Here is a 12,746-nt window from a genome sequence, read left to right on the forward strand (position 1 = left end):
AATACAGTATGGCTCTGGCTGCAAAGCTAACCCACGAAGCAGGAGGTCAGCACCTCGTGGGGAGTCATTATGTCTATATTTAACAAGGAATTTATATGGTATTCCCAACATTGGAAACTGAACGGCTGTTACTTACAGAGCTTTGCGTTGATGATGAAGCTGATCTGTTCAGGTTGTTTTCCCATCCATCGGTAGTTGAATACTACGATTTAGATGTGTTTCATGAACATAGCCAAGCGGCCAATTTAATTAGTCTGTTTAAGGCAAGATATGAACAACAGCAGGGCATCAGATGGGCCATCCGGTTAAGCTCATCTGGTAAATTGATAGGCACCTGCGGCTTTAACTCGTGGAGCAGTAAAATGCGTAACGCGGTTATTGGTTATGACCTGCTTCCCGGGTTTTGGCGGCAAGGTTATTGCTCTGAAGCTGTGCGCGCCATTATTGCTGCTGGATTTACCGGATCTATGCCTTGTGGGGAATTGCATCGGATTCAGGCAGATACAGTTCCGGGTAATAGCGCTTCGGAATCATTGCTGTTAAAGCTTGGCTTTAAAGAGGAAGGAATCAGGCGCCAATGCGGGTATTGGAAGAATAGGTTTCATGATCTGAAATGTTTCGGTTTGCTGCGCTCAGAGTTCAGTGCAACCTAACAATACGGTCATGCGCCCCTGCAAAAATCAGATCAACCTAATAGCGACGTAGCCTTTAGATATGGATGTTAAATGATTAAATTCAGAGTGCTGGTTTTACTTTATGTGCTGTCTCTTTGTACTGCATGTTCGCAACCGTCAACTATCGATCACCGTGCTGCAATAGATGCGCAAATGCAAGCAAATGCGCACAAGCACGGCATTCCCGGTCAGGCCGTGCTTGTGCTGCACAACAACGATATTTTGTATCGCAGTGCCTTGGGTACCACAGCGCTTAGCGACGGTGTACCGGTAACGCCGAAGACGGTCTTTCCTGTTTACTCTATCACTAAGCTATTTACTATCACGCTTGCAATGCAGTTACAGCAAGAAGGCAAAGTTGATTTTTCCGCTCCCGCTTCACGTTATATCGACAATCTGCCGCTGTCCTGGCGCAGTATACGTATTGAGCAGTTTCTAAATCATGCTTCGGGCATTCCGGAGTATTTTGACAGCAATGATTTCTCGCGGCCGTTTCCAGCCAGCCTGGATGCTGTATTTGCAACGTTAGACAAAGTGTCGCTTGTATTTGCACCGGGTGAGCGCACAAGTTACACCAATACCAACAACCTGGTAATTGCGGCCGTACTGGAGGCCATAACAGACACGCCGTACCGCGAGCTGCTGCGCCAGCGCATCATTGAACCGCTTAACCTTCACGACACCTGGCTCAATCTTGCTGATGTACCTGAGACGCGGCTGGTTAAAAGCTATCGGGCAGCCGCCAGCCAGATTCAGCCTGATCTGGCCATCTCCTGGCCGGATTACAGCATCGCACATGGAGGGGCTTACATGACGCTGGATGATTTAGGCACTTTTATGTCTGCCATAGCGCATGGGCGTGTTGTGTCACAAGCCGAACTTCTCCGGCTATGGCAGCCCTATAAACTTGCCAGCGGTGCTACTGGTTTTTTTGCAAATGGTTGGGACTACGGTGAGTGGGGGCGTTGGCACGAAGTGGGTCATGATGGTGGCACCAAAGTTCGGGTGCGCATCCTGTTCGATGATAATTTAGATGATCACTATATTGTCGTCTATTTGACCAATGGTAATAAGGACGGAGTCTGGTCGCACACGCTGGTCCGTTCGGTCCAGAGCATTATAGTGCCGAATTAGCTGTCGCACAGAAATGCCGGCTAAATGGGGCCCTTAATAAACCCAATTACAGGTTGGCGGCGTGCCCAGCAAAATTTGTTGTGAAAACACTCTACAATAAGACAAAGTGTCTAAACAGGAGTCGGTATGATTAAGCCCGAAATCCCCGATAATGAAGCAGAGAGACTGCATGCTTTAAGAACACTGCAAATCCTTGATACGTCACATGAAGAACGGTTTGATCGTGTCACACGAATGGCAAAACGTATGTTTGGGGTGGAAATTTCACTGGTTAGCCTGATTGATGCCAACAGGCAGTGGTTCAAATCTAAACAAGGTTTAGACGCCGCTGAAACATCGCGCGAGATATCATTTTGTGGCCATGCCATTAATCAGGATGGTTTATTCATTATTCCCAATGCGATTGAGGACGTGCGGTTTCACGATAATCCTTTGGTGACGGGTGCGCCTAATATCCGTTTTTATGCAGGTTATCCTTTAAAGCTCAGGCAAGGTGTAAATATAGGAACATTATGTTTAATTGACTCGAAACCCAAGCATCTTAGTGAAGAGGATGAGCAACTTTTAAAAGACCTGGGCGCTATGATTGAGCAGGAAATCAAGTCAATTCAAATGGCTACACTCGATGAATTAACATTGATTTCGAATCGAAGAGGATTTCTGACATTGGCTGAGCACTGCGAAAAGGTCTGCCGCCGCAAAGAAACTCCAATGTCAGTGATTTTATTTGACCTGAATAAATTCAAACCGATCAATGATAATTTCGGTCACCACGAGGGCGATTTTGTATTAAAGCAGTTTGCCAGGGTTATGCGCAGTGTGTTTCGAGAGAGTGATGTCATTGGCCGGCTTGGTGGCGATGAATTTGTTGTCATGTTAACAGATACCAGTGATGAGCAAATCACGGCCATTCTGGAGCGCTTCACAATGGCAGTAAGCGAATTAAATAAAGCTATTAATAAACCTTACCTTATAGAGTACAGTGCCGGTGTAGCATGTTTTTCTCATGATACTGATAAGTCGTTAGAAGAGATGATGGCGGAGGCTGATGCCGCTATGTATAAAAAGAAGAAAGACAAGCTACGTTAGAGTATGCAAGTAACGTCAGGGGGGCTCGCTTTGGCAGCAGGGCGTCAGTTTCAGGGAATAAAATGAATTCAAACTATAAACCTATTTTTGCCATCGCAATAAGTGTCATTACGGTCTGTGTGTCGCTTTTTGTCGCTTTTCAAATCTCAGGCTCCATTTTTGGCAAGTCAAGAATCATCTATCTGGCCGACTATGGTGGATTAACTATCGACAGTTTAAAAAATCTTGAATTTTGGCGGCTGATAACATCACAACTTGTGCACGTGCATCAAAAGCACATGCTTTATAATGTGTTAAGCATTGCACTTTTGTGCAGTTTAATAGAGCGCAAAACGGGCTTTTGGCAGGTGTGCTTTATTTGGTTGTTTGCTGGTGCTACAGGTACGTTTTTCACCACACTGTTTGGTAGTGCACCTTGGAACACTGGCACAGGAGCTTCCCAGGCAGCTCTCGGATTTGCAGGCTTTGGCTTGGTGCTGTGTTTGGTTAAGTTTAAAAGAGACTATTTACTGTTGAGTGCAGTCATGTTCGCTATTATACCGGCAATGTATTTAGATTTTAAAACCAGCGGCTATCCAAAGCCGGGGCATGCGGTAAGCTTTGCAATTGGCGCAGTGATGGCAGTAGTCTTTCTGTTCGGCCAGGCTAAAAAGGGGCAGCGTTTTGCAAGAATTGAATAGTAGCAGTGCTATTGATTCGGTATCGGCAGAGATTAGCGCCCTTTTTTATCCCGGTCTGGGCACACTGCAACTTAGACTGGATAAGCCAGCCGGGCTGATTTAGCATAGCTGGCAGTTTCAGTTAGCGTTGGGCGGATGCCACTGTGAAAATGTTATTGTCGATATTGCTGCTTGGCTTGCCGTTGTTGCTGGCAGCGCAAACGCCGCACCAGCACGATTACACCGGTAGCCACGGCATGGTGCTGTTTGCTGCCAACGATAGCCTGTTGGTATCACATTTACCGCTGTACCGGCCGTCACACGACTACCAGTTAGTGTATGAAGTGACGCTACCCGCCGATATTCAGCCACTAGTACTGGCAAAGCTGCAACAGCACAGGTTGCTGACGTTGTTACCGGCCGATTTTGATTTGCGCCAGATGATTAACGCCAGCGCATTTAACGTCAAAGCTGATATTTATCACGACCATTTTGAACGTGGTGGCGAGCGCTGGTTAAGCGGTATTGCCGTGACATTTAGCCGTCAGCTATATCAGCGCCGGCTGCCAGCTGTAAATAAGCCAGCCGACAACGGCAGCTATGATGCATTTAGCCACCATGGCCAGATGTTTTTACTGCATCAGATTGGCACGCCGCCAGGGTATGACCATATTCTTAAGGTGTCTGCATTACCGCAGAATTTGCAGTTTAACCACAGCACGCCAGAGCAGATACTTGGCTTGATACAACAACAAGGCATAGAGGTACAGCAATTGTATCTGGAAACGCAGGATTTTCAGCCCTGAGCCTTGCACAATACCAAGCTTAGACCGTCAGAGCTGCTGCAGCGCAGTGGCTTTTGGAGCCCGCCGTTATTTATTGCAACAACTATTGCCTTTTGCAGTAACATAAATTGCAGCAACGTAAAAATACTTGATTTACATTCCGTTAGCGAAATAGACTGGGGCTAAACTTGCAACTTGTTGGTGTGCTGCGCTGCATAAGCTGTTCGCGCAAAAATTGGTTTGCAATCTGCTGACCAGTCGCGTTACAGCATTAAGGATGAACAATGAAGAACATAGTGTATGGATTTCTGCTGCTTATAGTGGCTAGCCACTGGAGCACCCTGGCGGCAGCGGGCCTCCCGGCATTACAGCAACGGGTGATTGATAGCGCCGTGCTTGGCGAAAAGCGTCAGCTGGTGATTTATCTGCCAGCGGATTATCAAAACAGTCAGGATGGTTATCCGGTGTTATACCTGACCGATGGCCAATCTCAGGCCCCGCACACCGCCGGCACGGTAGATTATTTAGCAAAATTCGAGCAGATGCCGCCTATGATTGTGGTCGGTATTGTTAACCCGCCGCAAACGCGGGAACGAGATCTGACGCTTACTCCGTCAGACAAGCAAAACCCTAATCAATTAGAAAATGCAGACAAATTTTTAGCCTTTGTTGAACAAGAAGTTCTGCCTTTCGTGCAGCAAGAGTACCGTACTCTGGACTTTCAAATACTGTCCGGCACATCCCATGGTGGTCAGTTTGCTATCAATGCAGCGGTGAAACGGCCAGGCTTGTTTCAGGGCATTATCGCTATCAGTCCGTCGTTATATTGGGATAACAATCAATTGTTTGGCTTAACTGAGCAGGCGTTAAAAAGCCAGCGCCTGCAAGGACACCTGTATGTGTCGATAGCCAATGAAGAGCCGATTATGACAGAGCCGTATCAGCGATTTGTTGAATTGTTAGCCCGATATCCATCGGACAACCTGGTCGTTGCGTCCCAGACTTTCAGCAATGAAACGCACAATACGACAGTGTTGCAAGGGCAATACGCCGGGTTAAAACATCTGTTTTCTGACTGGGCTATTTTGGAAGGGCAACCTAAAACATTGGCCGATTTACTGGAAAAATTTGCCAGTCGCTCGAAGTTTCTTAAAACCAACATCATGCTCCCGGAAGACAAAGCCAATGGTTACGGCCAGTGGCTGCAATTCTTAAACCGGCAAGATGATGCACTGGCATTACTGAAGTGGAATCGTGAACATTATCCGCAATCGTTGAATGCCCATAAGGCCTTAATCAATGCTTACCTGCATTTTAAAATGGTTGATGACGCCAAAGCAGCGCTTAAGGATGCATTAAACTCGCTAAAAGAGCTTAGCCCTGAACAAAAAGCACAGCTTGAATCTGCATTTACTTAGCATATGTTCAGTGTTAAAGCGCAAACAAACGTCAGCACAATGCGCCTGCGGCATTACCACGCGCAACACGTTGCTTGCCTGTGCAGCAGCGTGATATGCCAGATGTAGCTTTAGGATGCAGATAATGCCAGATAAAAGCCTAAACGACCGGATAACGGCTTATAAACAGGCTTTTGCTAGTGGAGAGATCCAGGCAACTTACCAAAGCCTGGTTGGTATTGTGCAAGGCCTTAGAACTGAGTTCAGCAAAAAATACAAAGGCGAGTTTTCGGTAGCAAGCGTAATGCACGGCTACATCGATTTCACCTATTTTTATCTGCAAAATGCCTACCTGAAAAGCCACCAGCTTAAACTGGCTATAGTGTTTAACCACCAGCATGCACGCTTCGAACTGTGGTTGCTCGGGCAAACGAAAGAGGTACAAATTCGTTATTGGGAAAAGCTAAAAGGCATCCCCTGGGTCAATCCGACCGTCATGCCTGAATATTCAGTTTTTGACGTGACACTGCTGGCTAAGCCAGATTTCGATGATATTGCCGGGCTGTCGGCCGCTGTTCACACTGCGTTTGGCGCATTATCAGCGCAAATCTTCAGCACGCTGCAGGCGTACGGGTAGTGGCACTTAGCCAGGCCGCACCTGTTGGCGGCGTTATGTTTTAAGGGGAATAACATGGATGTAATCTATGACCTGAAAAAAGAAAGTTCTGCTTGGGCTTCTGAAATAAACAATGAGCTTCAATCACTATTTCCGGATTTTTTCGCTGAGCAACCACATATTGGCAGCTCTGAATGGTGGGCTTCGCTGTCACCCGATGTTTCAAAAGGTAAAATTACTCACGTTGGCCCAATCTTAGAAGACGGTCAGCTATATGATGTCGTCGCAATCGAGCCGCTGGACGAAAATCTAAATGCTGTTTATCCAAGCACCATGGGGCAACCAGAGTATTCGGTGGCCAGAGAGGATTTTTGGCTTTCTGCTAGCGTTTTTGAAGGTAAACTAGTGCAAATCGAGTCAGTCACTTTGCTACCAACCGGTGAGCTGGATGAGCATTCAATTTACATCGAGACAAAGGTATCGGTGTGGTAATACATCGCAAAGCTATTCAAGCGCTGCGCAGACTTTGCTCTGCTGTAGTCAGTGATAGCATCATTGTTATGAAATATTTAATTATCCTTCTTGCCCTGTTTGCTGCATATGCTCATGCGAAAGAAAGCGTATGTTTTGGTAGTACATCTAATGGCAGGCTTGAAGGAGGTGTTCAGCTGCCCAGCAAAGGCAATAACTATGAAGGGCACAGCGCTATTACACGGCTTGCAGGCAGAACTTATGTTCATTCTGAAGTGTATAAAATATTTGTAAATGCTTACTCGAGCTTAGAACGCTTAGAGCCGGCCAAAGTATATAAATACGCCGAAACAGGTTTTGAACAGGGCGGCAGTTTTAAGCCGCATAAAACCCATCAGAATGGCTTGTCTGTCGATTTTATGACTCCCGTAATAAACAAGGATGGCGAGTCAGTGCATTTGCCAACTAACCCACTAAATAAGTTTGGCTACAACATAGAGTTTGATGCGCAAGGCAAATTCAACGAATTTGAAATTGATTATACCGCTCTGGCGGCACACCTTGTTGCGTTGCATAAAGCGTCAAAACAACTAGGCTACGATCTTTGGCGTGTAATTTTTGATCCTGAGCTTCAGCCGCAGTTATTTAACACAAAATACGGTGAGTATCTGAAGTCAAATGTACGCTTTTCAACAAAGCGTTCCTGGGTGCGTCACGATGAACACTACCATGTAGATTTCGACGTGCCGTGCAAGTAAATGCAAACAGAGGGATATGCCGGGCAAATTTTCGCCGCCGTCTTTTTAGCATGCTGCACCAGGCGCTTAACTAGCAGAAAATTGTCCGCTTTTGTGATGGATGTTATACATTTTGGAGAGTTTTGTATGAGCAATAGCGTACCAGCCCAGAACCTAATTTTGGCCGTTGTTTGGTTTATGCTTGGGCTTGGTTTAGTTTCAGCTGCAATTGCAGCACTGATGTGGCGCGGCACTTTTATTGCTCCGGCGCTACTTATGATGTCGGTAATACTGTTTATGTTAAGCGCCCAGCGGACACAACGTTTTGCGATAGAGCACAGCAAATTTAGCAAGCGTATGCAATTTTTCGCCTTTGCTACGACTATTCTCAGCAGTCTTTCAATTGTGTTTAATTCTGCACTGCAGTGATACGCACGACAACCCGGTTTATTGAACGCTTAAGGACAACAGATGAAATTTACAAGGCCCGGTACCTCCTCACTTTTTATAGCACTCATGTTGGCTAATTGTGCAAATGCCAGTGCGACCTTTCCCAAGTTAACCGGGCCATGGTTTGGCCAGACGCCGCCGGGTTTAACGGCCGAGCTTTTTGCCCCAGATACTATATCTGTGAACGGACGTTATGAATTTGGCGTATCGTTTTCACCTGACCTTACCGAGGTATATTTCACAGCATTAGAAGAACAGGAAGGCGTAGATACCAGCCCACACATAATGTATTCCAGGCTAGAGAATGCGCATTGGACTCAACCGCAAAAAGCAGATTTCACGAATGGAAAGATGAGTTATGAGCTGGTGCCTCATGTTAGCTTAAATGAAAACCGCATTTACTTTACTGCCCGCAGCGCTGATTCGGCGGCATCCGGAATTTGGTATGTAACTCGTACCGACAGTGGTTGGAGCGAAGCCAAGAGATTGGAATCGGTGCTTAACACTGGTCGGTTATCCGACTTCAATCAAGGTTTAAATGGCGACCTGATTTTCACCAATATGTCAGAGCGGAAAATGTACACTGCAGACAATGCTAATGGCGAATTTACTAACCTCAGAGCCATTGATATTGAATTTGGATTTCATGGTTTCATATCTCCTGCCAATGATTATTTATTGGTCAATGCCAGACATAGCGAAGATGAAAGTAGAAAAGACAATGATCTGTATGTTTATTTCAAACAAGATGACGGTGCCTGGTCTGCCCCTATAAATTTAGGCGAGGGAGTCAATACTTCTTTTTCAGAAACAGTTCCAAGGGTTACACCCGATGGTAAGTTCCTGTTTTTTGGCCGATACAACGAGCCAGGCGGCATTTCAAACATTTATTGGGTAAGTACAGATGTTATTACCCAGCTAAAGGAAACTTACTTTGCAGAAAAACAGGCCAATCCGCTCTGAGGCGAAACAGGATCTGCTTACTGGTTGTATCGCCATTGGTAATGCTACATCGTTGTCAGGCGCTGGCGGATGTAGACTTCTTAATGGCGGCTAGTCAGGCAGGCTTATGTTGAATAAATCAGTACTGAAATGTTTATAGATTACAACCCGGTACAAGGGCAAGTTGCTGATAACCATGCATATACGACGTGGCAAGCGTTAGCGCCATTAAATCGCTGGGTGCAAGCATACTGGCAACTCAAGGTGCCCAAAGGTCAGTTTTGCTATCATAGCGTGCCGGATAACTGTGTTGATTGGATAATCAACCAGAATTGCTTCAACGATAATTTTCTTATTCCGCCATTTCTGTCATCTACCTTGTTTCATATCCAGGGGCCGGCGAGCTTTTTTGGTATTCGTTTTAGAATTCTCGGCCATCAAGGCTTGATCTCTGCGCCATTGGGCGAATGGCACATGGCCGGTAGCGTAAGGGCAGAAGACTTACTAGCCAAAGAGGTTGTTAGTGCAGTATTTGCTGCCCTTGAAAATACACCAGGCTTTAATACACCAAGCTTTAATACACCAGACGTTGATGCGCATTTGCACCTTCTGTCAGAGGTGTTGTTGTCTGCTATCAGCGATGCCGATGTTGACCCTCGTCTGGCGCACTACATCCGCTATTGTTACAAAAATGTCGGCTCCTATCTGGATCTGTCGGATAACCAGTGTGCAGAATTTGGCGTGTCTGCACGCCAGCTCAGAAGGTTAACCAGCCAGCATCTTGGGCTATTGCCAAAAGACTTTGCTAAGGTTTTGAAATTTCAGCACATGCTTAAAGCTATGCATACCGCGCAGTATAGCCGGGCATACCTGGATCATTATTACGACCAACCACATTTTGTGCGTGAATTTAAGCGTTTGTCTGGCGTAACGCCTTCGCAGTTTCAAAAGATGTCCGTTTTATACAATCATTTCTCTTCGGTGTGACAAATAATGCCCTGGCTAATTAACAATTAGGCAGAGGGTAAAATGATTGAAATTGAAGCGATGTTCCCGGTGATGGTCACGACGGATTTAGCCGCCGTGAAAGCTTTCTATGAAACGGTATTTGGTTTTAATGCGGTATTTTTTCAGCCTGATTTTTACTTGCATTTGGTCTCTCCAGGTTCAGGTGTCCAGCTTGGGTTCCTGATGCCAGAGCATGCCAGCCAACCTGAATTCCTTCGCTCGCGCATGGCTGCCGACGGATACGTGATCTCACTGGAAGTTAACAATGCTGCTCAGGCCTATGCGCAAGCGCAAAACATGAATTTGACGATTGCGATGCAGCTAAAAGAAGAAACCTGGGGGCAAATACATTTTATGCTGCAAGACCCGGCAGGCTTTCGAATTGATGTGGTGCAGCATTTAGCCGCTGCCACTAAGTAGTGCAGGCAACATCTAACGGGCCAGCAGCGGCAGTGACTCCGCTTTACTGCGACTGTTGCGGCGTGTCCCGCACCGGTACCCGGACATTACAGACTTCAATATAGCCGGCCGGGTGTTGGTACCACTCGCCGCCGCGGTTGCGCTGTGCTTCTACTACACCTTTAAAGGTGGCGGTATCGGTGCGCAGCACCTGCAGTGGCGTGCGATGCGTCGCCGGTAAGTCGGCAGCCAGACTAATGTCTTTAATAACGGTGTACTGGTCGGCAGAAGCATAAAAGCCCATAGCGCCCTGGCCTCTGGGCAGGGTTGATAACAACTCCATGCCCTGGCGCACTGTACCAACCAGAGTAATATTGCGATCCAGGTGCCGTGGTGCATGGCCGGTTACCACATACATCGAGGTGCCGGAGCCGCTATCTGTTTCGTTGCCGCGGGCGATACCGACAGCGCCGTAGCAATGAGTTAACCAGCCGCTGTTGCTGGCGGGGTCCATTGCCATGGCAAAGCCATTAACATGGCCGGTTTGTGGCGCGTAGCCGTCGTGATCGCTTAACGGCGTAAAAGCGAAATTCGCCGGCAGCTTAACGCTAAACTCGGCCGCTATGCTGCGTTTGGCCTGTGTTAGCGTTTTGGGTGTCGCGCCATCAGGCTCATTCCATTGCACGACATAGTTATCCTGCATCCGTACTATAGGTATGTTCTGATAAAAACCTTCACGCACCAGCGCTTTAATATTGCTGATATGCTTAGGTGCAAACCCGCTGGCTAATTCGATAATTACCCGGCCGCCGGGCAGCTCCAGGTACAAGGTGTTGTCGGCATCAAGCTCTCGCCAATCGGTAGCGCTGCTTTGTGCCAGCCAGTCGGCTACGGTCCCTTTGGCGGCCGTTGTGTCGCTGGCTATTACACTGCCAGCGGCTGTAGCCAACATAGCGCTGGCCAGTAATGAAAGGCGCTGCTGTTTTTTCAGCATCGGTTTGTTCCGGTTAGTATTTTTTAAATAAACTACCAGACAACTGTGCCTGCCGCTAGTAGGCTGCAGCTGAGCCTAAAACTGCTTGTTAGGCCAGGCCGGGTTGAATAAAGTGTTGCTATACCAACTTCGAACAAAGAAAATTTTTTATGATGCCTGCCTCAGTTATTACCTGGTTATGTTGTTGCAGCTTAGTCTTAAGCGGACAAGTTTATGCACAGCAACACAAGTTGTTAGCGCATGATGGTAAAGCTGGCGACCAGTTTGGTTTCAGTGTTGCGATAGATGGCACAACAGCATTGGTTGGTGCCCACCAAACCGATGTGAATACTTTGCCGGACGCCGGGGCCGCCTACGTTTTTTCGCTTGGCGCAACCGGCTGGCAACAGCAAGCAACATTGTTTGCCAGCCCCGCTAATGCAGGTGACACCTTTGGTGGCAATGTGGCGTTAAAAAACCACCATGCCATGTTAGGTGCGATAAAAAGAGACGATAAAGGCGAAGATGCCGGCGCGGTCTTTGCGTTTAGCCGTAGCGCAGGTTCCTGGTCACAGCAACAAATATTAACCGCCAGCGACGGCAAGGCGGGCGATGCCTTTGGCCAAAGTATTGCGTTGACAGAGCGTTTTATGGTGATAGGCGCGCCGCACAGTGACGCACCTCTGCAAGACTCGGGCTCTGCTTACGTCTACGTACTGGACCGCGATAAATGGCGCTTTCACAGCAAGCTTACCGCCAATGACGGCGCAGAAGGCGACCTGTTTGGCATCAGTGTTGCCATAGATGGCACTACCATTTTAGTTGGCGCTGACTTGAATGACGAACGGGCTGAAAAAGCCGGTGCTGTGTATGTTTATGAATTTGATGGAACCCAGTGGCAGCAGCAAGCAAAACTGATGGCAGAAGACGGTGCAACTGCAGATATTTTTGGCGTCAGAGTGGCCTTAGCGGGCGATACTGCACTGATCTCCGCCAGAAGAGCGGATGTCGGGAGCGCAGGGAAAGACGCCGGTGCGGCCTATATATTTTCGCGCAGCAAAGGCCAGTGGACGCAAAGCCAAAAGCTAGTTGCACCTGATGGTAAAGCGGATGACAGGTTTGCCCGTGGTGTAGCGCTAAATAACGACACGGCCTTAATCAGCGCTATGCAGCATGACGCCAGTGGCAATAACGCCGGTGCACTGTACGTGTTCAAAAAACAGCAGGGACAATGGCGCTATAGCAGCAAGATCGTCGCCAGCGATGCGGTAGCAGAAGACCGGTTTGGTTGGAATCTTGCTTTGTCAAATAACACAGCGCTGGTTGCGGTGCCGCATCGAAGCGACAAGGGGGCTGCATCAGGCGCGGCCTATGTTGTGCAAATAACCGAGTAAAATTGCGGCAAATTGCTA

Annotated in this window: 14 protein-coding genes; 13 read left to right on the plus strand and 1 reads right to left on the minus strand. The window is 47.5% G+C overall.

Annotated features, from left to right (window positions below):
- Nucleotides 1-95: 95 nt before the first annotated feature.
- The 12 genes from MN202_RS19365 to MN202_RS19420 all read left to right on the plus strand — a co-directional run bounded on the left by MN202_RS19365 (nucleotide 96) and on the right by MN202_RS19420 (nucleotide 10,382).
- Nucleotides 96-653, plus strand: a complete 558-nt coding sequence (locus MN202_RS19365) for a GNAT family N-acetyltransferase (RefSeq protein WP_335737791.1) — start codon at nucleotides 96-98, stop codon at nucleotides 651-653.
- 72 nt (nucleotides 654-725) lie between these two features.
- Nucleotides 726-1,808, plus strand: coding sequence for a serine hydrolase domain-containing protein (locus MN202_RS19370; protein ID WP_335737792.1), 1,083 nt, complete (start codon nucleotides 726-728; stop codon nucleotides 1,806-1,808).
- Between the two features lie 126 nt (nucleotides 1,809-1,934).
- Nucleotides 1,935-2,897, plus strand: a complete 963-nt coding sequence (locus MN202_RS19375; protein WP_335737793.1) for a sensor domain-containing diguanylate cyclase — start codon at nucleotides 1,935-1,937, stop codon at nucleotides 2,895-2,897.
- Between the two features lie 62 nt (nucleotides 2,898-2,959).
- Nucleotides 2,960-3,577, plus strand: coding sequence for a rhomboid family intramembrane serine protease (locus MN202_RS19380; protein WP_335737794.1), 618 nt, complete (start codon nucleotides 2,960-2,962; stop codon nucleotides 3,575-3,577).
- A 143-nt stretch (nucleotides 3,578-3,720) separates the two neighbouring features.
- Nucleotides 3,721-4,362, plus strand: coding sequence for a hypothetical protein (locus tag MN202_RS19385; RefSeq protein ID WP_335737795.1), 642 nt, complete (start codon nucleotides 3,721-3,723; stop codon nucleotides 4,360-4,362).
- A gap of 263 nt (nucleotides 4,363-4,625) precedes the next feature.
- On the plus strand, nucleotides 4,626-5,759 hold the full coding sequence (locus MN202_RS19390; RefSeq protein ID WP_335737796.1) for an alpha/beta hydrolase: 1,134 nt from the start codon (nucleotides 4,626-4,628) through the stop codon (nucleotides 5,757-5,759).
- A gap of 124 nt (nucleotides 5,760-5,883) precedes the next feature.
- Nucleotides 5,884-6,375, plus strand: a complete 492-nt coding sequence (locus MN202_RS19395) for a DUF7000 family protein (RefSeq protein WP_335737797.1) — start codon at nucleotides 5,884-5,886, stop codon at nucleotides 6,373-6,375.
- Nucleotides 6,376-6,429: 54 nt separating this feature from the next.
- On the plus strand, nucleotides 6,430-6,846 hold the full coding sequence (locus tag MN202_RS19400) for a hypothetical protein (protein ID WP_335737798.1): 417 nt from the start codon (nucleotides 6,430-6,432) through the stop codon (nucleotides 6,844-6,846).
- Nucleotides 6,847-6,914: 68 nt separating this feature from the next.
- Nucleotides 6,915-7,583: a penicillin-insensitive murein endopeptidase gene (locus tag MN202_RS19405; RefSeq protein WP_335737799.1), complete on the plus strand. Its 669-nt coding sequence runs from the start codon at nucleotides 6,915-6,917 to the stop codon at nucleotides 7,581-7,583.
- 450 nt (nucleotides 7,584-8,033) lie between these two features.
- The gene (locus MN202_RS19410) at nucleotides 8,034-8,975 is read left to right on the plus strand and encodes a hypothetical protein (RefSeq protein ID WP_335737800.1); all 942 of its coding nucleotides are present in this window, start codon (nucleotides 8,034-8,036) and stop codon (nucleotides 8,973-8,975) included.
- A gap of 129 nt (nucleotides 8,976-9,104) precedes the next feature.
- On the plus strand, nucleotides 9,105-9,941 hold the full coding sequence (locus MN202_RS19415; protein ID WP_335737801.1) for a helix-turn-helix domain-containing protein: 837 nt from the start codon (nucleotides 9,105-9,107) through the stop codon (nucleotides 9,939-9,941).
- Between the two features lie 42 nt (nucleotides 9,942-9,983).
- Nucleotides 9,984-10,382, plus strand: a complete 399-nt coding sequence (locus MN202_RS19420; RefSeq protein WP_335737802.1) for a VOC family protein — start codon at nucleotides 9,984-9,986, stop codon at nucleotides 10,380-10,382.
- Nucleotides 10,383-10,425: 43 nt separating this feature from the next.
- Here MN202_RS19420 and MN202_RS19425 read toward each other — a convergent pair whose 3' ends face one another.
- Complete coding sequence (locus MN202_RS19425; RefSeq protein WP_335737803.1) at nucleotides 10,426-11,355, minus strand: peptidylprolyl isomerase; 930 nt, start codon at nucleotides 11,353-11,355, stop codon at nucleotides 10,426-10,428.
- A 149-nt stretch (nucleotides 11,356-11,504) separates the two neighbouring features.
- Between MN202_RS19425 and MN202_RS19430 the strand changes: the two genes are divergently transcribed.
- Nucleotides 11,505-12,728 carry an FG-GAP repeat protein gene (locus tag MN202_RS19430; protein ID WP_335737804.1) on the plus strand — a complete coding sequence of 408 codons (1,224 nt, stop codon included), beginning with the start codon at nucleotides 11,505-11,507 and terminating at the stop codon, nucleotides 12,726-12,728.
- The last annotated feature ends 18 nt before the right edge of the window (nucleotides 12,729-12,746 follow it).

Source organism: Rheinheimera muenzenbergensis (assembly GCF_036984005.1).
Taxonomy (GTDB): Bacteria; Pseudomonadota; Gammaproteobacteria; order Enterobacterales; family Alteromonadaceae; genus Alishewanella; species Alishewanella muenzenbergensis.